Source organism: Nitrospinaceae bacterium (genome assembly GCA_018669005.1).
In the GTDB taxonomy this organism is placed as follows: Bacteria; UBA8248; UBA8248; order UBA8248; family UBA8248; genus UBA8248.
Genome location: JABJAL010000006.1, coordinates 1 through 18744, shown reverse-complemented (window position 1 = coordinate 18744; position 18744 = coordinate 1). Strand labels below are relative to the sequence as shown.

At 52.7% G+C, this 18744-nt stretch carries 18 protein-coding genes and 1 pseudogene; 7 read left to right on the top strand and 12 right to left on the bottom strand.

Going from position 1 to position 18744, the window contains the following annotated elements; genetic code table 11:
• Together HOJ95_00405 and HOJ95_00400 are read right to left on the bottom strand one after the other, a co-directional pair.
• Positions 1 to 203 (bottom strand): response regulator (locus HOJ95_00405; GenBank protein MBT6393142.1); only part of this gene is annotated, 203 nt, incomplete at its 3' end.
• Between the two features lie 525 nt (positions 204 to 728).
• Positions 729 to 1346: a hypothetical protein gene (locus HOJ95_00400; protein ID MBT6393141.1), complete on the bottom strand. Its 618-nt coding sequence runs from the start codon at positions 1344 to 1346 to the stop codon at positions 729 to 731.
• A gap of 137 nt (positions 1347 to 1483) precedes the next feature.
• Between HOJ95_00400 and HOJ95_00395 the strand changes: the two genes are divergently transcribed.
• Positions 1484 to 2383, top strand: coding sequence for a DMT family transporter (locus tag HOJ95_00395; GenBank protein ID MBT6393140.1), 900 nt, complete (start codon positions 1484 to 1486; stop codon positions 2381 to 2383).
• A 26-nt stretch (positions 2384 to 2409) separates the two neighbouring features.
• Here HOJ95_00395 and HOJ95_00390 read toward each other — a convergent pair whose 3' ends face one another.
• The 5 genes from HOJ95_00390 to HOJ95_00370 all read right to left on the bottom strand — a co-directional run bounded on the left by HOJ95_00390 (position 2410) and on the right by HOJ95_00370 (position 8705).
• The gene (locus tag HOJ95_00390; protein ID MBT6393139.1) at positions 2410 to 3399 is read right to left on the bottom strand and encodes a 2Fe-2S iron-sulfur cluster binding domain-containing protein; all 990 of its coding nucleotides are present in this window, start codon (positions 3397 to 3399) and stop codon (positions 2410 to 2412) included.
• Positions 3400 to 3423: 24 nt separating this feature from the next.
• The gene (locus HOJ95_00385) at positions 3424 to 3792 is read right to left on the bottom strand and encodes a group 1 truncated hemoglobin (protein MBT6393138.1); all 369 of its coding nucleotides are present in this window, start codon (positions 3790 to 3792) and stop codon (positions 3424 to 3426) included.
• Between the two features lie 192 nt (positions 3793 to 3984).
• Positions 3985 to 4680: an OmpA family protein gene (locus tag HOJ95_00380; GenBank protein ID MBT6393137.1), complete on the bottom strand. Its 696-nt coding sequence runs from the start codon at positions 4678 to 4680 to the stop codon at positions 3985 to 3987.
• 86 nt (positions 4681 to 4766) lie between these two features.
• Positions 4767 to 6053 (bottom strand): hypothetical protein, encoded by a 1287-nt coding sequence (locus HOJ95_00375; protein ID MBT6393136.1) that lies wholly within the window; start codon positions 6051 to 6053, stop codon positions 4767 to 4769.
• Between the two features lie 234 nt (positions 6054 to 6287).
• Complete coding sequence (locus tag HOJ95_00370; protein MBT6393135.1) at positions 6288 to 8705, bottom strand: hypothetical protein; 2418 nt, start codon at positions 8703 to 8705, stop codon at positions 6288 to 6290.
• Positions 8706 to 9016: 311 nt separating this feature from the next.
• Between HOJ95_00370 and HOJ95_00365 the strand changes: the two genes are divergently transcribed.
• The 5 genes from HOJ95_00365 (at position 9017) to HOJ95_00345 (ending at position 13472) form a co-directional block, all read left to right on the top strand.
• On the top strand, positions 9017 to 9406 hold the full coding sequence (locus HOJ95_00365; GenBank protein MBT6393134.1) for a hypothetical protein: 390 nt from the start codon (positions 9017 to 9019) through the stop codon (positions 9404 to 9406).
• Positions 9407 to 9430: 24 nt separating this feature from the next.
• Positions 9431 to 10180: a creatininase family protein gene (locus HOJ95_00360; GenBank protein MBT6393133.1), complete on the top strand. Its 750-nt coding sequence runs from the start codon at positions 9431 to 9433 to the stop codon at positions 10178 to 10180.
• 85 nt (positions 10181 to 10265) lie between these two features.
• Positions 10266 to 12035, top strand: coding sequence for an FAD-binding protein (locus tag HOJ95_00355; protein ID MBT6393132.1), 1770 nt, complete (start codon positions 10266 to 10268; stop codon positions 12033 to 12035).
• Between the two features lie 31 nt (positions 12036 to 12066).
• Complete coding sequence (locus HOJ95_00350) at positions 12067 to 12312, top strand: 4Fe-4S dicluster domain-containing protein (protein MBT6393131.1); 246 nt, start codon at positions 12067 to 12069, stop codon at positions 12310 to 12312.
• Entirely contained in the window at positions 12309 to 13472 is a 1164-nt protein-coding gene (locus HOJ95_00345; protein MBT6393130.1) for an alpha/beta hydrolase, read from the top strand. The genes HOJ95_00350 and HOJ95_00345 overlap by 4 nt, the downstream gene beginning before the upstream one ends.
• Before the next feature lie 98 nt (positions 13473 to 13570).
• On the opposite strand, the pseudogene HOJ95_00340 reads toward HOJ95_00345, so the two are convergent.
• Positions 13571 to 14492, bottom strand: a pseudogene (locus HOJ95_00340) (exopolyphosphatase).
• A 201-nt stretch (positions 14493 to 14693) separates the two neighbouring features.
• Positions 14694 to 15986 carry a bifunctional O-acetylhomoserine aminocarboxypropyltransferase/cysteine synthase gene (locus HOJ95_00335; GenBank protein MBT6393129.1) on the bottom strand — a complete coding sequence of 431 codons (1293 nt, stop codon included), beginning with the start codon at positions 15984 to 15986 and terminating at the stop codon, positions 14694 to 14696.
• Positions 15987 to 16253: 267 nt separating this feature from the next.
• Here HOJ95_00335 and HOJ95_00330 point away from each other — a divergent pair, with 267 nt between their 5' ends.
• Positions 16254 to 16601, top strand: a complete 348-nt coding sequence (locus tag HOJ95_00330) for a hypothetical protein (GenBank protein MBT6393128.1) — start codon at positions 16254 to 16256, stop codon at positions 16599 to 16601.
• A 69-nt stretch (positions 16602 to 16670) separates the two neighbouring features.
• On the opposite strand, the gene HOJ95_00325 is transcribed toward HOJ95_00330, so the two are convergent.
• The 3 genes from HOJ95_00325 to HOJ95_00315 all read right to left on the bottom strand — a co-directional run.
• Positions 16671 to 16877 carry a hypothetical protein gene (locus tag HOJ95_00325; protein MBT6393127.1) on the bottom strand — a complete coding sequence of 69 codons (207 nt, stop codon included), beginning with the start codon at positions 16875 to 16877 and terminating at the stop codon, positions 16671 to 16673.
• Positions 16878 to 17253: 376 nt separating this feature from the next.
• A complete protein-coding gene (locus tag HOJ95_00320; GenBank protein MBT6393126.1) occupies positions 17254 to 18030 on the bottom strand; it encodes a hypothetical protein in 777 nt (258 codons plus the stop codon).
• A gap of 2 nt (positions 18031 to 18032) precedes the next feature.
• Positions 18033 to 18744: hypothetical protein (locus HOJ95_00315; protein MBT6393125.1), on the bottom strand; the 712-nt coding region annotated here is incomplete at its 5' end.

The following is an 18744-nucleotide window of genomic DNA, read 5'->3' as shown; positions in this document are numbered from 1 at the left end:
TGGCGAATCGCCTCGACAACCTCGAAACCATCCATCCCGGGCATCATCAAATCCACCAAAACCAGGTCGAACCCGAGGTTCAATTTTGCGAGGGCTTCAATCCCGTCCTGGGCGGTTTCTGCCTCATAACCAAGGCTGTCGAGCATGTGGCTCAAATATTCCCGGTTGGGTGCCTCATCATCTACGGCGAGGATTCTTTTCATTCAGATCAGGCCTCTTGCTTTTTGGGCTGGGAGAATCAACAGCGTGGATCAAATTTCAAAATTGGCTAATCAATAAATTTGTACTCTATGAAATTGAAAGAGCAACTAACATGCCAAATTAGTCATATTTCTAACTTGTTGTTGTTATTGGATTAAAGGTATTTCTAGGGCCTGAAATCTGTATTGATGGGAGTCTGTGAGACAAAATTGTGTCACGCATATGTCTCATTTTAGGTTACAAAGGATGACTGGATGGTGCATATTCCGACTTTCATGTGGGAATTCTAATTTTTAGAAAAGATCTGCCCGAGTTGAATTGAAAATGTGGTGGAAGCGATAGTCGATTCTTTTCAATTCAAAATGAAAGAAGGCAAAAAAACACCATGTATAATTGTCTCAATTAAATAACCCTGAAACCCTTCATTTATATCTCTACGAATTACCTATAAATAGTCCTTTCGTCCTCACCTAGTAGAGCAGGTTGTGGTTGCCCGGTTGGCAATGCTGCTGCCATCTTTCGTTTTTCTATATTGCGACCTTGAAGCGGTCGAACACTCTTCCAAAGCGCCAGCCATAGAGATTAGCCGTCTCATAGATGCCAGCATTGTTATAAGGCTCGGAGGCCCATAACGCCTTGGCGGCCTCGGCGTCAGGCATATCCAAAAGATAGACGCTGCCTATTTGTTGGGTCTCGTCTTCATCGGCGACAAGGGGGGCACGATACATAAATACGTCCTCGTGTTCCTTGAAAAAAGCCAAATGCGCGTCGCGCAGCTCTTGCCGTGTCTCTGAGGTTCCGGGTTTGTCTAGTGCATGGATGAAAAATTGGAGGTTGCCCTCTTTTCGGGGGCAATCGCGCCAGGTATTTGAAACGACGGGGCGTATGCGGTGAAGGGTGTAGCCCTTCTGGACGCCATGGACGAGAAAGGGCTCGTCGGAGACATGTTTCACGGCGGCGGCGCGGTCTGGAAAATCGAGAAAACGCATGCTACCCAGCTCGGTCTGACAATCCTCGGTGAGAAAGGGGCCAGCGAAAATAGTCTGATCGTCGAAGGTCTTGAGGTAATCGAGGTGCTCTTTGCGGTGGATGTCGCGAAGAGGTTGGGAGCCAGAAACGTCGGCTATCTTGATGGCGTAAAGCATGGGTGTAGTCCCCTTATAAATTAGAATTTTTCGATTGTACTACGTTTATTCTTTTCAAGCAGGCCACTTGAGAAAATAATTTGTTTTCCCGTCCTTGTTGGCTATCGGGCAATCTGCCGCGAAGGTATGATGGGTAAATGTCTTCATTTACCTCGCTCTTTGGCCTCGCAGAAATTTTGGCGCTTCTCTCCTCGATGTTCTTCGGGGGCACACTGGTATCGTTGCGCCACGGCATGCGCTTCGGATCCCCGCTTGCGGCGGTGTTGGTGATTAACACTGTGGTCAGTCTGTGCGGATTTATGAGTTCTATGATTCTTGGGACTTTTTGGACCGCAGAGTTTACGCCCCTCCTCTATTTCGCGGGAATGGGTATCTTTGGTCCCGGCATTGGTTCTATCTGCCGCATGATGGGCGTTATGCGGATGGGGCTAAGCCCCTCGACACTCGTTGCATCCTCCACCCCAATATGGGGAACCATGCTGGCGATATTCATTCTCGGCGAGGAACCAACCACGAGGGTGCTTATAGGGACGGTTTTCATCGTTGGCGGAGTGTCCCTTCTCGCGTTTGAGGATAGAGACGAGGAGAGCCGTAATTTCAGGAACTGGTTTCGCACAGCTCTAATTTTTCCGGTAGTGGCCTCCGTTGCCTATGCCGTGGCCCCTATTTTCATCAAGCTTGCCTATGCCTATCAAAAAACACCGATGCTCGGCCTCGGAGTCGGGTTCTGCGTGGGGAATATTTTACTCCTCTTGGCGAAGCCGATACTCCCCGGTGGTGGGCGGATACATGCTCCCCTCAAGAGCATAGCTTGGTATCTCCTGGGAGGGACTTTTAATTTTACGGCGGCCATTTGTTTTATGACGGCACTTACCTTCGGAAATTTATCGTCGATACTCCCAGTGAGTCGCCTGACGCCTCTGTGGGTAGTATTTTTCAGCTCTATTTTCTTACGGAAATTAGAGCGGATAACGGGTTTGATAATTTTGGCTGCTGCACTTGTGGTTGCCGGTGGTGTGATGATCAGCATTCGCTAGGGTCGACGCTGGAGAGCGTGGCCGGTTCAATCGCGGGGTGTTTTTCTCAATTCCTTCATTTCGAATGCGTCGGCATAAATATCCTGTAGGTCGGCACCAGCGAGGTATGCCTTTTTTTGGGCGGCGTTCACCATGGCGGGATAGCCGCAAAGGAAGATCTTCATTCCCTTGAGATTTAAATGGTCGGAAAATGCGATTTTCTCGGCACGACCCGCCCGGTCGCCTGAAGGTACATCCTCGCCCGAGAGGCATGAAAAAAACGTGAAATTGGAATGGTTTTCCTCTAATTCTAAAAGCGTTTCCCGAAAATAAAGGCCATCCGGATGGCGACTCCCATGATAAAGATGAATGGGGCCTTTGTGGCCATCGAGCAGGGCGTCCCGAGCTATTCCATAAAGGGGAGCCAGACCGGTACCATTCCCTATTAAGAGAAGTGGCTGCACGCCACTCCCTGGAGTGTAAAAACATGTTCCGTTTGGCCCCTGAAAATCAATATGCTCGCCGGGCTTTAATTCGTCGTATATCCAATTACTCATCTGGCCTCGGGGCAGTTTTTTTACGTGGAGTTCGAGTTGTTTGTCCGTGCGAGGAACACTAGCGAGAGAATAGCTTCTGGTTAAACCGTCATTTCTTCTTATATTGATGAATTGTCCAGCGTGGTAGAAGAGCGGGGCGGCCGGCTCAAGAAGAACCCGACACACAGCGCTGGATATTTTTTCAACAGAGTATACAGTCGCCCGGCTATACAGCGCGGCATCGTCGGGAAATTCCACCTCGATATTTTCCTGAGGAGTGCATATGCATGCCAGAAAATAGCCTTGCAGCCGCAATGTTTCCTTTAGACCCGCCTGGGCCTCTGGAGGAACAGATCCAGAACGGGCTTTGAGCATGCACGTGAGGCAAGTGCCCTTTTTGCATGAGTAGGGAATTTGTGTCCCGTTGCGCATCAGAACATCAAGCACCGACTCTTCGGGCGAGCTCTCGTATGTAGATTCGGCGTGGCGTATTTCGACCATTAAATTAAACCGATTCGGATGTATTTATTTGTTCAAAACATCGTCTTTTGTGCTGGCGGCCAAGGTCATCACTTGGCCCGCCAAATCGGCTGGAACACCCAGTTCGTCAAGCGTAGCCTGGAGGTGTCCGGCAACGATATTGAAATGTGATTCTTCTAGCCCGCGTTCAACCAGCGGCGCATGGGCGGTTCGCATATCTTTCCCGGTATATTCGTTTGGGCCTCCGAATACCATGGTGAGAAAAGATTTCTGTTTTGCGCGTTGCTCGTCCATATCTGTTGTGTCGAAAAAGTGGCTGATTCTCTCATCGGACAGTACTTTTCGGTAAAATAAGTCTACGGCTGCGTCCACTGCGCCTTCTCCGCCAATAGCTTCGTAGAGATTGTCTGTCATGTTTTCCTCCTGGTTAAATTTGCCGACTATCGTTTCAAACTAAGTTCAGAACCTACCAACATACTACAGGTCAGGGAATAATTTGTTATGAGATTGTAAGATATTTTAATGACATGCTATGAAACATGGATGATTTTAATGAAAACAAAATGTGGACTACGCTTCTTGCATTGAATTTTTTTTTAGAGGCAGTTAGCCCAGAGTGAGGATTTTGGCGATTTGTTGGTCGGCGTTGGTGCGGACGCGAAATTCCACCCGGCGCGAGAGCAACTTGTTCTCCTCTCCGTTCACCGATTTGACTATTTTACTTGAAGATAAGCCATTCGCCGTGATGTTGCCTTTGGCCCATTCGCGGAAATTTCGCATATCGGGCAGGCGCATACAAAATTCCAGGACGGCACGGGTGCGGTCCTGCGAGAGTTCCATGTTCATGAAATAAGCGGTGTCGCCCACGATGGTCCGGCTCCACTCGGAGGATGTGTGTCCCTCGATGCGCACCTCGGCGATGCTTTGCCGGAAGCGGTCATGATGAAGAATTTTGACGTAGCGCGGAAAAAAGCTATTGAGAATTTCTTGGAACCCCTCCTTGATGGTTGATTTTCCCTCATCGAAAAGAAGTTCTGGGTTGTGGAATCGTATGGACAAGGTTTCTCGATTCAGTGTCGCTCGCCAGCGCCTTAGGTCGTCCTTGAATTCCTTGTTGAGCGCTTTGTAGAGCTCCTCTTGGGTTTGCTGCCAGGTGACAGCGATTTCCATAATCTTGTCGCGATCCTTGGTCACTTCTTTCATATAACTGATGGCGATGAAGAGAAAAATAACCATGAGGCCGGACATTAGATCCGAAATCGATATCCAGTGCTCGCCTCTCTCGGATTTTCCCTTGAACATATTTCCAACCTCTGTTTGATTTCGTGTGGCACCGGCAAACGAATGCATTCTGAAGCCGACCAAAGGGGTGTCGCTGGTGAGGGGCTCTAGGCGGCCTTGGGTATTTCGTACCACCTCATTCGCTGGCCAACGATAGCGCGAGCCCGCCATTTGAAGCCCTTGGGTACACTGTCAATTTCGTTGAGCAATGTACTCAGGTGTTCCCTGAATTTGGGCGTAAACCTGCGAGGAATGGATGAGAAATTCTCCTCGCCGAGCCTTCTTAGATTCCGCGTGATTGTCCAGTAAAATCCCCAGTCCTCGGCGCATAGGTCGCTGATGTAGCGCGTGTTGACGATGGGGGTTTCCAGGTCCTTTTGCTCTGCTAGAAAATCGAACGTCACAACGAGAGCGAAAAGGTCCATCGCATCTTTTCTGGCGAGATCGACAATTTGCAGTTTGCTCAAAAGAAGATCCGTGGGCGAGAGCGTCAGGCCCTCTGCGTCGAGGCGGTCCTCAAACGGGATTTCGTGATTCATCTTCAGCTTGTCGAAAAATACCTCGATGCGGTTTTCGGCCCCTCGGCCCTCCTGCACGAACATCATCCGATCGCCGGTGTTGGCCAAATTGAATTCGCGGTCCTGGTTCAGGCCCGCGTCCTGCATCATTTTTTCGATCCTGCCTCGATCTTTAGTGTAGGCAGCGAAATTGACGTTGCGGATCGGGCGCTCCAGTGTAGGGACTTCCCTGAGGATTCTTCTGCAACTGAGACGGATACCCAAACCGCCGAGAAGATTTAGTGTAATGCCGTTTTGTATCGCGCGCGCGCCTAGCGCCTGGCCGAGCTGATCAAGCGCCTCGGTTGATTCGAGGTCACCCAGAGCGTCAGTGGTCGAGGTGAGGAGGGTGTCCTCATCACTCTCGCCGATGATGGCCGTCTTGAGATCGGTGAGTAGGTTCACCTGGGTGTCCGAGGATTTTTGGATGTCCGCACGAACTCCCTTCATGACGATGAGAAATTCATCCGAGGAGGCCTCTTTATGGTCTTCAGGCTCAATGAAGCCCGATAATGTTCGATAGATAATTCCCAGCGCCATTCCTAAAATACTCGTGACAAACGCTAGTTTCAGGCCATCGAGGAGGGGCGGGATGCTGCCGTCAATATCTTTGACGTCAAAATCGAGGAGCCCGATGTAGATTCCGAAAAAGGTTCCTAGAACGCCGATAGTGGCAAGTGTCGCCTGGGCGTGTTCAGTGAATTCCTTGGCAAACGAGGCTTTTGATCGAGTCAGGAAAAGAGCCAGGAAAAATATCGCGAAAAGCAGGGAGCAGAACAGAAAAGAAATGTCGTTCGCAAACATCGCGCTAAAAAATTTGGTGAAGTTACCGCCCACGATTCTTTCCTCCGGCCTGGATTGAAACCCTTATGCGATGTAACGGCATTCAAAAATCATACCTTTACAGGTTCCACCCATAAATTAGCCATTTGTGCACTATTTTTAAACTTCGACTGCATATTTTAACACAAAATGAGTTTAACACGGTTGAAATCGAATACTAAGGCCCGAATGTACGTTGTGGGCGATAATATATATTTGGTTCTGCACCCAATCCTTTAAAAATGGGGGCTATGTGGTGGAAGGCGCAGGAGTCTCTGGCTGAGGGGGCGGGGCTACAGGCTTTTTCGGGGCGGCGGCTTTTGCCTTTGTGCGTGCTTTTGCCCTGGCGGTCAGTTGCTGGACGATTTTTTCGTATTTTGCCTGGGCAGACTTGTGGATAACCTGCTCGAAGCTTTGAAAGATGCGCACGTTCGATGTTTTTCCCGATCTCGCCGAGGGAACGTAGACTTTGATTCGGTCCAAAGGTGGTTTCGTGCTGCCCTTTTTGAAACGCGGTAGCCGCTGGAGGCAAAATTGCACAGCCTCGGCCGGACTTATTTTTTGTGGCGCTCGCTCATAGAAGAGCTCGCCCCACGAGGTGCTGTGGATGAGCTCAAGCTTCGCGATTTTGTTGGTGTCCTCACCCACGCCGTAATTCAGGATGGCGAGTACCTGCTCAACCTTGCTGTTAATGAGAAGGTCGTCGTTCTTGAGGGCATCCACTTTCATGTTTGGGAAAAAATCCGTCATGAAAAAGAGTAGATCTTGAATCTCGGCCGCAGATAGGGGGGATTCACGGGCGATGAGGGTGGTGTTCGTGTCCTTTGCCCAAATTCCGTTCAGGACGAGCCACATGAGAATTTCGGGAAGGCTGTAGGAGCGGTTGAGAATTTGGTCCTCGTATTTTTTTTCCTCAAGCTCGATGGTGGTGACGGTGCCCGGGTAGATTTTCCAGAGCCCGGCTTTTTTTGCGGGCTTGTCGAACACGAACGTAAGCCGGTCCTGTCTGAGGCTGTCCTCGAAGCTTTTGGGGAGGTAGCCAATTTTGTTTTCTTTTTTCGAGAAAAAGGTAAATAGCTTGCGCCCGAGGACAGTCATGTCAGTTTCGTTTATCTGCACCTTCGCCTCCGAACCTGAGGCCTTGAGGCGTTTGTAGGAGTCGATGATGAAGTTATTGACCTGTCGGCCCAAAGCGACACGTTTTTCGAAGGGCCATTTTTCGTAGGTGTTGAGCTCAAGGATTTGATCGTTAGTCCATCCCCAGCCCTGAACCACTTGGCAAAGCATGTCCTTGAGTGGATATCGGTCTCGCGTGAGGTCCTGAAGGCCTGTGATTGAAGTACCTGCCTTGAGGTAGAAGCACTTGCGGAGAACATCAAGGTGCTCTTCCTCGTTCTTGCGTTGGTAGTAATCCTGGATGCGGTTGAACATCAGGTTATAGGGATCAATCTCGGCTCGATTGGGGTCTTCCTCGATGAGCACTATCTCAGGCTCGGCTGGCGCTCGGGGTTTTCCTCTGTCTTTTAGGCGCTCGTCAATTTCTTCTTCCTCTTTATCCTCGGCATCCTCGCCAATGCCCTCGGATTTTTTCTGAAGGATGGTCAATGTATCCTTGAGACTGTCGCAGAGGAGAGACGTGTCGGAGGAGCGGTCCATATAGTCTTCGATGAGTGCCATTTTCATGGCCGATTTGAAGGGGCTGCCAAGGGCCTTGTTGAGTTGCCACAGGGCCGCGCCGAAGGCTTCCTCCATCGTGACTTTTTGCGAATTCCCCATGTCGATGTAGTTGCCCCGCTCGATCTTATAGCTCTTGATGGCAAGGGTGCGGAGGCGCTCATATTCCTCATCGGGAATGTCCGGTGGCATGAGCGCCCAGAAGGGAAAATGACCGGCGAGCACAGTATGGGTGCGGTAGAATTCCTCTTTCAAAAGCTTGCCGAGTGCAGAGCCAGCGCTTTCCTTATCGGCTGAGCCGAAGTTGTTGACTTTCACGTTGTCGATGTCGGTGATAAAGAAATGAGACTCGAAGTGGCTTAAATCCTCGGCCCACTCCTCAAGGGCGGCGAACTTTTCTTTAAAGCCGTCGAGCTGGGCCTCTTTTATTTTATCGGTCTTCACGCAAACCCATATGTCGAAGTCGCTTTTTGCCGTTTGGGCGATGGTGGCGAGACTGCCCATGGCCGAAAGGGAGTAAATTTGGTTTTTAACGCCTACCTTTCGTAGCGAGAGTGGCCTGTAGTCGGCGTCCGGGAACATTCTTTTGAGTATGTCGATCATGTCCTTGCGGACACGGTAGTTCCATATGCCGCCCGGAACTCGTGAGCGATCCTCGATGTAGCCCGGCAGGCCCTTGGTGTTGAGGTGAACGAGGGCGGGTAGAACGCGGAAGATGTCGCGATCGAGCCCGCTGAGGCGTTGCTCGATAGTCTTGAGTTTCCGGCGGTTATAAATTTCGTAGGCTCGGGCGCGAATATTCATCTCGGTGAGGATTTTGTCATCCTCGGTGAGTTCTATCTCTTCCTCTTCCTCCTCGTAGAGGCCGCCAGATGGGCCGCTGGCCGATGAAGTTTCCTCCTCAATGGGGTCGTCGTCGAGGCCCTCGCCGAAATCCAGGCTTTTAGGGGCCTCATCCTCAGTTTTTTTTCCAAATATCGATTTAAGGAACATTTTTCGCTTCCGCTCCATGGCGGGACACTACGACCGCTAGCCTCGGGGTAGGCCGAGAATTATCTCGGCCCCATGATTAAAATAAGTCATACCCGGGTGAGCGTAAAATAAAGTGCTTCTTAGGACCACGATAGTTATTTTAGTGGGAGGGCGCAAGAGAGGCCTCTGCTGGCGGGAGGGCTTATCCGGGGCATGGAGATTATGGTAGTTTTCATTATTCACAGTTCTTTTCCATTGTTCTCCTAAATTATATAGGGGTGCGAAGCTAGTTCGGAAAAACGCTATTTTTGGTCCCATTCGATGAGGAAGCCATGTTTGATCTTAAATACGAGCATATCCACCTGATTCACTCTGACCACGACGCGGCTGTGCGCTTTTATCAAGACACGCTTGGCGCGACGTTTCTAAACACCACCGAGCGCCATGGCGCGCCCCAAACGAAGCTCGACTGCCACGGGGTGATGCTCATTGTTCGCGGGGTGCGCGCGGGTGAGGAACCGATGGCGGCGGGCACGCTTCCCCGAATGGGAGCCGATCATTTTGGATTTTGGATTGGTCCGGGACAATACGGCGAGGCCAAGTCTCACCTAGAGGGGCTGGGTGTCAAAATTGCCCAGGAGGGGGAGCTACCCCACCTGAATTTCCTCTACTTCGAGGGGCCCGACGGCGTGATGATCGAACTGATGGACCCGAAAGAATAATTTATTACCAAGGAGATTTTTAAAATGGAACGCGCACGCAGCCTGATGGAAATGACAAGCCCCGAGACGGCCGAGGCTCTTAAGAAAACGAACCTTGCCATTATCCCAATCGGCAGCGTCGAGCAGCACGGCAAGCATCTCCCGATGGGCACCGATTATTATGCGGCCGAGGCCCTTGCCCGGCGGACGGCCTCGCTGACCGGTGGCCTCCTCGTCGATTTCATCCCCTTCGGCGTCACCCCGCTTCACATGGGCTTTCCGGGAACCATTAGCCTTCGGGCGGAGACAATGATCGCCGTGTTCATGGATGTGGTGGGAAGTGTTCATCATCATGGCGCACGTAATTTTGTCTTCTACAACTGGCACGAGCGTAACCTGCCAGTTGTTGAGATAGCTGCCGAGCGTGCCCAGAACGAACTTGAGGGTGCCAAAGTGCTTATCGTTCATGCTCATTTTATCGCTAAGGATAATTATGGCCAGGAGGTGGGCCTCACCCACGGTGGCGAGCTTGAGGTGTTGCCCGTCATGGCGGATCGGCCCGAGCTTGTGCATCTCGATTTGGCCGACGACCCCTCACCCCAGGGTCACGGTGTGGCACAAGACCGCCTCCGCCGCGATCCGGCAGTTTACTATATCCCCAAGGATGTGAAGACCATGTACGCCTCGGGATGGTACGGCAATATTAACGATACCTCACCCGAGCGTGTCGATGAGGTTGTCGAGGGCACATCAAGAATCGCTGCCGAGCGAATAAAAGCGTATTTCGAGATTTAGTCAGCCCTGTTATTTTTGTCTTATCCGGTGGTACGGAAAATGGTAGAAATATTTTTTATTATTTCGTGAGAGGAAGTAGAGTCGTATGAGCCTTCCCAATAGCCCCTCGACGCGTCTTCGCGCCCCGGTGGACAATATCCAGACCATCGAAACCGATGTGTTAATTATCGGCGGCGGGGTGGCCGGTTGTCTTGCTGCCATCGGTGCGGCTGAGGTGGGGGCAAAATGCGTCATATGCGAGAAGGGCGGCATTATCGAGCGTAGCGGCTCGATCACCGGCGGAGTGGATCATTTCTTTGCCATCCTTGAGGCGGGCGAGGAGTGGGACACCCCCGAGTATCTCCTTCGCCACGTTCCCAAGATTACCGAAGGTGTAGTTGATATCGACGTGTGCGCGCGTTTTCTTCACGGCATCAAAGGAATGGTTCACCGACTTGAGAAGATGGGTGTGGATTTTCACAATCCCGCTACGCCAGACCTACCCTACCTGAGACACCGCTCTTTTGGTCTGCCCGGTGAGTACACCATCGAGTTCGAGGGCAATAATTTCAAGCAAGTTATCGGGCAGGCGGCGCGTAATTCGGGTGCCAAAACGCTCGAGCGTGTGATGGTGGCGGATATTTTAATGGAGGATGGCGTCCCAAAAGGTTGTGTCGCCTTTAATATCCGCCACGGCACCGTCTATGTGGTCTTGGCGCGGGCGGTGGTCATGGCGACGGGCGAGGCCAACCGTATCTCCAAGAACGCCTCGGGCCATCCGTACGATAGCTGGCACATCCCCTATAACACCGGCGATGGCCAGTCCATGGCGCTCAAACTCGGCGCACAGCTTGCTAACATGGAGTTTACCGACGCGACCATTACCCCGAAGGGCTACTCGACCCAGGGGACGAATGGATTTGTCGGTGCGGGAGCCTATCTGGTGAATGCTGCTGGCGAGCGTTTTATGTTCAAGTATCACCCGGCGGGCGAGCAGGGCCGTCGCATCGACCTGATAAACGGCGTAATCACTGAGACAGCCGAGGGGCGGGGGCCGGTATACATCGATTGCCGCCATTTACCGCCTGACGATGTAAATCGACTTAAGGGCACACTCGGGGTTGATCGACCCGCCATGCCGACTTTCTTTGAGCAGAAGGGAGTAGATCTCGCCACAGATCTTCTTGAGATAACGATTAGCGAGATGTCCAGCCGTGGCGGGGGGGTCGTATTCCGCAGGGCAGGGGTGCGAATAGATTCTGATTGCGTGAGCAGCGTGCCTGGCCTTTTTGCTGCGGGCGATTGCTCGACGGTGAGCAACGGGATATCAGGAGCCACGGTAATGGGGCACATTGCCGGGGGTAGTGCGGCGCGCTATGCCCTTGGGCAGCCCGCGCCCAAGCCGCTTTCCAGAGAGGAGATCGAAAAGATCCGCGAGGAGTTGGTTCGACCTCTTGAGAGCGAAGGCAAGCTTACACCTAGGGGCTTTGAGGATGAGGTGCGCGAGATTGTGACAGGGCGCATCGGTTTTCGGCGAGATGAAAATAGACTTAAATCGGCGCTAGATGAACTGTCCCGGCTCAAGGGCCGCGAGGGTAGTGTGCATGCCGGGAACTATCATGATTTGATGCGATTTTATGAGGCAAAGAATCTTCGCACGGTGGCCGAGACGATTGCAGCTTGCGCGTTGGAGCGTCGTGAAACGCGGGGCGGGGGTGCCCATGTTCGAATGGACTATCCTGAGCGTGACGATGCCAGTGGGGCGAAAATGATTCTGGTCAAAAAAGATACAGAATCGGGAGAACTCAAGGTTAGCTCCGAGCCGACCGGGCTTGATGTCGAGGTGGTGCCCGAATCGAATATTTCTGGCGGGTAGGGCGAAGAGATAGAGAGGGTAAGAGTTGCCGATGCCGATACTGATTGATGAAAAATCTTGTCTAGATGGGTGCACAATCTGTGATTTTTTCTGCCCGGGCGATATTATTTACCGTGAGGAGAAGGAAAAGCCCGCTGAGGTGCGCTATCCGGATGAATGCTGGTATTGCGGGATTTGTGCCGACCGTTGTCCGGTGGACGCAGTGAAGGTGGTTTTTACGCCCGAGATGCTGAACTGCACGACACCTCCTGAAGTTTATATGGGGATGGGGAAATGACAGATACTTCGATACTGGATTCGCTGCCCGTTGCTCCGAGCGAAGATCCTTTTGTGGTCGAGCACGGTGGTTTTTACCGTCGCTGGTTCTCAATGATTGATGATATCCAATTGTTAAAGGACACGGTGGCCTCGCTAAAGGGGACGACCGACAATCTCTGGGTGCCGGTCTGGCGGGATATTGGCCGCAAATTCGAGACCGAGGCAGAGGCGCTGGCCGCCAAAGGAGACGGCTCTGCCGCACGGGCCAAATTTCTTCAAGCTAAATCCTATTACAGCCTTGCCCGCTTTCCCCGCCCGCTCACCCCGCTCAAAGAGGAGGTAAACCAGGATTGCATTCGAGTCTATCTTCGCGCGGCAGAGTACCTCGACCCACCGCTTGAAAAGGTTGCCGTTGAGTGCGAGGGCAAGTCTATCATCTCCCACTTTAGGGCCCCCGCAGGGGCGGGGCCAGGCAGTCCCGTGCCAGCTGTGCTGATTATGTGCGGGGGCGATATGTTCAAGGAGGATCGCGGCTGGGCAGGTGAAATGGCGATGGACAACGGCCTTGCCACGCTTGTTATGGATGGTCCCGGAACGGGGGAGAATCCTTTTCCCTATGAGCCTGAGTCGGTGACGGCATGGATGGCGGCTATCGACTATCTGGCGGCGCGGCCCGAGGTGGACGAGCGGCGCATCGGTGCCTTTGGCATCAGCCGGGGCGGGCACTCGGTCATGCTGTTGGCGGGTTCATACCCAGAGAAAGTGGGGTGCGCCGTTGCCAGTGCGGGCCACCCCTATGGCTACCAGATGAGCGACGATGAGATGGCAAATTTTGTCGAGAACAAGAACCGGCGAGCATCCTATGTTTTCGGTGCGCCCGGAGATGCCCCTAGTTTTCCGCCCACCACTCTTGAGGCTGAGAAGGCTGGTTTCAAGCGATGGGCACTTAGCGAGATTGGGGTGGTGGACAAGATTACTTGTCCGATATTGATGATCAACGGCAAGCAGGACCATCTCTCGCCGATAGGAAATATCTACTACATGCTTGAGCGCGGCCCCGTCCTCGGGCGCGAGGCACGAATATATCCAGACGATGGGCATTGCGCATTTAAATATTTTAGTGAATGGGCACCCGAGTCGTTCCGCTGGATCAAGGAAAAACTAGAACGGGCCGGGTGATATGTTTCACCCGACCCGGACATTAAGAATTTTTTGAGATTTTAGGTTCTTAGGGCAACCGGTCGAGCCATTTCGCCCCTAAATCCTAGCCCACAGCTTTAGCTGTCGGCGTTAATCTGCTGAACAATTTCCTTGAGAATTGTTCCTGCCTTGTCGTTGTCCACCTGGCAGGTGCCCGCTGCCTCATGGCCGCCGCCGCCGTATTTGAGGCACAGCTCACCGATGTTGGTGTTCGAACTAAGGTTCACAATGGACTTTCCGATGGCAAAGACGGTGTTCATCTGATCGCGGCCCCACATGGCCTGAATCGAAATGTTCTGATCCGGGTATAGCGCGTAGACCATGAAGCGGTTGCCAGCAAAGATAGGATCTTCCTTGCGCATATCGGTGAGGATAAGGTTACCGTAAATTTTCGAGCACCTATTTAGCTGATCCTTGAATTTCTCTTCCTGCTCGAAGAATAGATCTGTTCGTTCGACAACATCGGGAAGCTTAAGGATATCCTCAAGGGGAAGTTCGATGCATTTGTCCATCAGCATCATCATAAGATCGTAGTTGGAGATCTTGAAATCCTTGAAACGGCCGAGCCCGGTTCTCGAATCCATAATAAAGCTTAGGAGCACCCAGCCCTCAGGGTGCAGGACATCGGATTGAGAGAAATTGCCTGAGTCTACCTTGTCTACTGCAAATAGAATGTCCTCGTCGATGTTAGGGAACTTATCCTCGCCGAAATTCGTAGACGACACCCGCGCAGGAGGCCGCATCCGGGTCGGTAACGTAGTTGTTCTTGGTGCCGACTCGCTCGACCTCACTGATGTGGTGATCAAAGGCGAGATGGGCAGCCTCGACATAGGGCAGATTGGTGGTGATGTCTTTATTCGTGATTTCGATTTTGCCATCTTGCATGTCTTTGGGGTGAACAAATTTCACCTCGTCGATCATGTTAAGGCTTTTGAGAAGTGCGCCGCTTACAAGGCCGTCGAAGTCACTTCTTGTTACTAGACGATATTTATCAGCCATTTTTTTCTTGCCCCCTGCCGCTTATTTTTTAAAACGGCATATGCAGAATACGATTTCATCGAGGTGGTAGTTATAGAGCCACCCCTGTATCTAGGTCGATAGTCAAATTAACGAAAGATTGCATTATTCTCAACCGGAAAACACCTGCCAGCTATCCTTCGATATTCCCTTGATTTATAAGCCTACCCCGCTAATGGCGAATTAGGCGGCGTCGAGCGCCTGTTTGAGATCTGCTTTAATGTCGTCAATATGCTCGATACCGATGGAAAGGCGCACATAGCCCGGGGTTACGCCGGTAGCTGCCTGCTCCTCATCGGAGAGTTGTTGGTGCGTTGTGCTGGCGGGATGAATCGCCAAGCTACGCGAATCGCCGATGTTGGCGACATGGTAGAACATCTCAAGCGAGTCGATGAACTTTTGCCCGGACTCAAGACCCCCTTTGAGCACACAGCCGACGAGTCCGCCCAGTCCGCCCTTTAAGTAGGTGTCGGCGCGGCGGCGGAATTCGCCATCCATCTGACTTGGGTGGATGACGTGGTCCACTTTGGGGTGGTCCTTGAGGAAGTTTGCCACCTCGGTGGCGTTGCTGCAGTGCCGCTCCATTCTGAGGGGTAGCGATTCGAGGCCCTGGAGGAATAGGAAGGCGTTGAACGGGCTCATTGCCGCACCCTCGTCGCGCAGCAGCGTGACCCTGGCCTTAATGATGTAGGCGACAGGGCCAAGGGGCTCGGTCGCGACCGTCCAGACGGCGCCGTGATAGCTCGGATCGGGCTCGTTCAGGTAGGGCTGGCGCTCGGGGTAGGCCTTCCAGTCGAAGTTGCCGCCATCGATGATGATGCCGCCGATGGAGTTGCCGTGTCCACCAATATATTTCGTGCATGAGGAGGCGATGATGGCGGCGCCATGCTCAAAGGGTTTGCACAGGCCGTGGGCGGCGGTGTTGTCCATGATGAGAGGAATTCCAAACTCGCGACCAATATCCGAGACTTCCTTTATCGGAAAAACGTGGAGCTTGGGGTTGGGAAGCGTCTCGGCATAATAAGCGCGCGTTTTATCGTCAGTGGCTTTGCGGAAATTCTCGGGGTCCGTGGGGTCAACGAAGCGACATTCGATTCCCATCTGTTTGAGCTGGTTGGCAAACAGGTTCCATGTGCCGCCGTAGAGATCGGTTGAGCTGACAATGTTATCGCCTGCGCGGGCAACGTTTTGGACTGCCATCATCGAGGCGGATTGGCCCGAGGATACGGCGAGGGCGGCTACACCGCCTTCGAGCGCAGCGAGGCGTTTTTCGAGAACATCGCAGGTTGGGTTCATAATCCGGGTGTAGATGTTGCCAAAATCCTTGAGCCCAAAAAGGTTAGCGGCATGCTCTGTGCTGTCGAACTGGTAGGAGGATGTCTGGTAAATGGGCACAGCAACAGCGTTTGTGGCGCTATCGCTGCGGAAGCCGGCGTGGAGGACGATAGTTTCGTTGTGTTTCGAATCTGGGGCCATGAGCATATTTCCTTATTTTAATTGGGTTTGGCTCAAAAATTACTTCGATTTGAGAATGCGCCATTCTATCAAAGGATTCCGCTGGCACAATCCCCTAAGGGGCGTTTTGCCTAGTTTTGTGCCCGATTGTCACGATTGGAGATGTTTTTGGAGGTGGGGAGGGACTCGAAAAGGGGATTTTCAGATTTGAATGACGTGGTATGCTTCAAGGTATCTGATATTTGCATACTTCGAGCAATAGTATTCAATGAAGGGTAGGTACTGGTTATGACCAATGGCCGAGACAAGCGAAAAGATCCCCGCTATTCCTTGCCGATTCTGATCGACGCCCCCTCGTTGTCGCAGCATCCCCTTGTTCCCGATAACATCAGCCACACCGGTTTCCGCGTCGAGCTTCGCCATCGCCCCCATATTGGGGAGGTGGTCGAATGTGTGTTTGTTGTGGACGGCGCCCTTTTTCAGAATTGCCGCGCCACGGTGCGCTGGGTGATGGACCACGAGGTGTTGAGTACCTCGTGTGCGGTCGGCCTTTCGGTCGAAGTTGAGGATGACAAAAAAGAAGAGTTCTTGGTCTCGCTTAGTGGGGTGTTCGATTTCATGGAAGAGGAGCCTTAAGCGATTTTGTCATTTCTGCCGGCTATCGAGGCTACGCCTTCTCGGGTCTGATTCTTCGCGCCTTGCGTCCTAAACGTGTTGATGATGTTGTTTGATCTGCCGGGCAAGGTGCCACTCGATAATCATGCCCGAGACGAATAGCGCGATTCCCGTCAAATATCGCACTTCCTCGCCCAGGGGATAGGCGTAGGCGAGCCCCTCGATTTTAAATCCGAAAAGCGCCTCTGCTATCCAGCCAAAACCCACCGCGAGCATTACAAATCCGATGATTCCCATCTTTTCTTTCCTCCTTGCGGGACTTTGCTGACCCTTTATTTATATATATCGGCGCGGTGGGGCCGATTCGCAGTGACGAGAATCACGAGAATAGAGTGAAATGGGTCGATTTCGTTGAATCGCTCCGGAAGCCGGCACCGGTTATGCCGGAAGCATCTGTGTCCCGGGGCCCTGATCGCTCCCATTAGGTCTTTAGCGGGTAATTTATTCGACTTGGCGAAAAGTTGGGGAGGGGTTAATCAGGCCCGGGGTGAATAAACTAAAAGTACATCGGAATTGAATTTATTGATCCCGTTTAATTGAAGCCGGGGAAATCCGGGCCACCAGACGAGCGCCATTCGATTCCCGCATCGGCTGCCGCGCCGGAGAGACTTGTTTAGAAGTTACCAGCGATGAGACCCTCGCGGACTTTAGGCATGGTGACGGCGAGATCGAGAATCGGCAGGCCATGCGATGGCGCGACCACAGAGACATCGAATTCTTCAAGCATCTCCTCTAGTCTGTCCGCATACTTATTCATGTCGGCAAACCGGGTCCAGTACAACGCCCGCTCGGCGAACACCCCCAAAACCTCCGCCAGGTCGAGCGATTCGGCCTCTTCAGCGACTTTCCCGCAATGATTGTCCCAGTGGTAGTGGCTGTAGGCGAAGCCGTCTCCTGGAAATAGCGTCCGCGCGCCGGTGTCGAATCCCCAAAGGGAAGTGCGCAGGTCGCGGATGACCGGTTCGAGGGCGATGAATTGCCTGTCCCCCAGGTCGATCACATCGCCGATCTCCATATGGTGCATTCGGTGGACCTCATCCGGGAAGCACAGATGGTAGTCGCTCACATCGCAGTGAAGCGTCATCTCGGGATAGCTATCGAGCATCCGCCCAATCCCCCCGGCGTGCGGGACCTCCTGGTGAGTGAGGAACAGGTGCTTCAGCGTCGAGCCCCTCTCGGCCAGGATATCCCTTACCTGCTTGGAGACAACGGGAAAATCCGCAATATGGCCCGTTTCGATGAGCATGGAGCCCTCCGAGCCGATGAGGAGGAACGCCGCATTGTAGGTGTGGTAAACCTTCCCCTTGTGGTGCTGCTCGTGACAGATGCCGAGCCAGAAAACCCCCGGCGCAATTTCACGCGGGAGTGGATTTTCTTCTGGTTTCATCATGATTATCTCTCCATGTCGCGGGGAATATAGCGCGGATTGACGACTGAGCGATCCAGATCACGCAATACTTCGTCAAGCACAGTGAATTGGCGTTCAACCAATTCGCGCCCCCGGAGTATCGCCCCGTATCCTGGTGCAAGGGTTTCGATGTCGCAGCGATTGAAGACGTCCGAGATTCCCTTCCGAATGGGGGCGGTGTCGATGCCTTCAATCCACCAATAGCGCGTGTTGAGCAGGAACGAGCTCACGAACGCCGAGGTTGTCACCCTGTCGTCGTCCACCATCAGCCAGGGGCCCTCGGGGTTGTCCTGCGACACATGGCTGAACATGTCCGAGGAAAACAAGGTCCGGGTGGCCTCGTCGTAGATCCACATGGTGGTGATCAAGCGGATGGGCGCGTTGATGCCGATAATGGGCCGACTCGTCTTCCCGCCGACATGGCATTGGAGCTCGGCCCCGAGAATGGTCGTCGGAAAGAGCTTGTCTTTCTCTTTTTTGGGGCCGTATTCTTCCACCTCGAAATCAAGCCAGAAATCCATGTCCTCCCTTCGGGAAAAACACTCCACGACGTTGAACTCCTTGGCGAGCGCCGCCCCGTTCCCGACGGACATGAATTCGTTCTGTCGGAGAGGAAAAATCGAGAGCGGGGTATCGGAAGTGATGATCGAGCCAATCTGATCGAACAGGGCGCGCCGGTGCCCATTAAAACCCGTA

What these genes read in the sequence shown, in the direction of transcription:
- HOJ95_00400 (MBT6393141.1), bottom strand. Translation starts at nt 1,346, where the DNA reads ATGCTTTACGCCATCAAGATAGCCGACGTTTCTGGCTCCCAACCTCTT.
- HOJ95_00395 (MBT6393140.1), top strand. Translation starts at nt 1,484, where the DNA reads ATGTCTTCATTTACCTCGCTCTTTGGCCTCGCAGAAATTTTGGCGCTT.
- HOJ95_00390 (MBT6393139.1), bottom strand. Translation starts at nt 3,399, where the DNA reads ATGGTCGAAATACGCCACGCCGAATCTACATACGAGAGCTCGCCCGAA.
- HOJ95_00385 (MBT6393138.1), bottom strand. Translation starts at nt 3,792, where the DNA reads ATGACAGACAATCTCTACGAAGCTATTGGCGGAGAAGGCGCAGTGGAC.
- HOJ95_00380 (MBT6393137.1), bottom strand. Translation starts at nt 4,680, where the DNA reads ATGTTCAAGGGAAAATCCGAGAGAGGCGAGCACTGGATATCGATTTCG.
- HOJ95_00370 (MBT6393135.1), bottom strand. Translation starts at nt 8,705, where the DNA reads ATGTTCCTTAAATCGATATTTGGAAAAAAAACTGAGGATGAGGCCCCT.
- HOJ95_00365 (MBT6393134.1), top strand. Translation starts at nt 9,017, where the DNA reads ATGTTTGATCTTAAATACGAGCATATCCACCTGATTCACTCTGACCAC.
- HOJ95_00360 (MBT6393133.1), top strand. Translation starts at nt 9,431, where the DNA reads ATGGAACGCGCACGCAGCCTGATGGAAATGACAAGCCCCGAGACGGCC.
- HOJ95_00355 (MBT6393132.1), top strand. Translation starts at nt 10,266, where the DNA reads ATGAGCCTTCCCAATAGCCCCTCGACGCGTCTTCGCGCCCCGGTGGAC.
- HOJ95_00350 (MBT6393131.1), top strand. Translation starts at nt 12,067, where the DNA reads ATGCCGATACTGATTGATGAAAAATCTTGTCTAGATGGGTGCACAATC.
- HOJ95_00345 (MBT6393130.1), top strand. Translation starts at nt 12,309, where the DNA reads ATGACAGATACTTCGATACTGGATTCGCTGCCCGTTGCTCCGAGCGAA.
- HOJ95_00335 (MBT6393129.1), bottom strand. Translation starts at nt 15,986, where the DNA reads ATGGCCCCAGATTCGAAACACAACGAAACTATCGTCCTCCACGCCGGC.
- HOJ95_00330 (MBT6393128.1), top strand. Translation starts at nt 16,254, where the DNA reads ATGACCAATGGCCGAGACAAGCGAAAAGATCCCCGCTATTCCTTGCCG.
- HOJ95_00325 (MBT6393127.1), bottom strand. Translation starts at nt 16,877, where the DNA reads ATGGGAATCATCGGATTTGTAATGCTCGCGGTGGGTTTTGGCTGGATA.
- HOJ95_00320 (MBT6393126.1), bottom strand. Translation starts at nt 18,030, where the DNA reads ATGATGAAACCAGAAGAAAATCCACTCCCGCGTGAAATTGCGCCGGGG.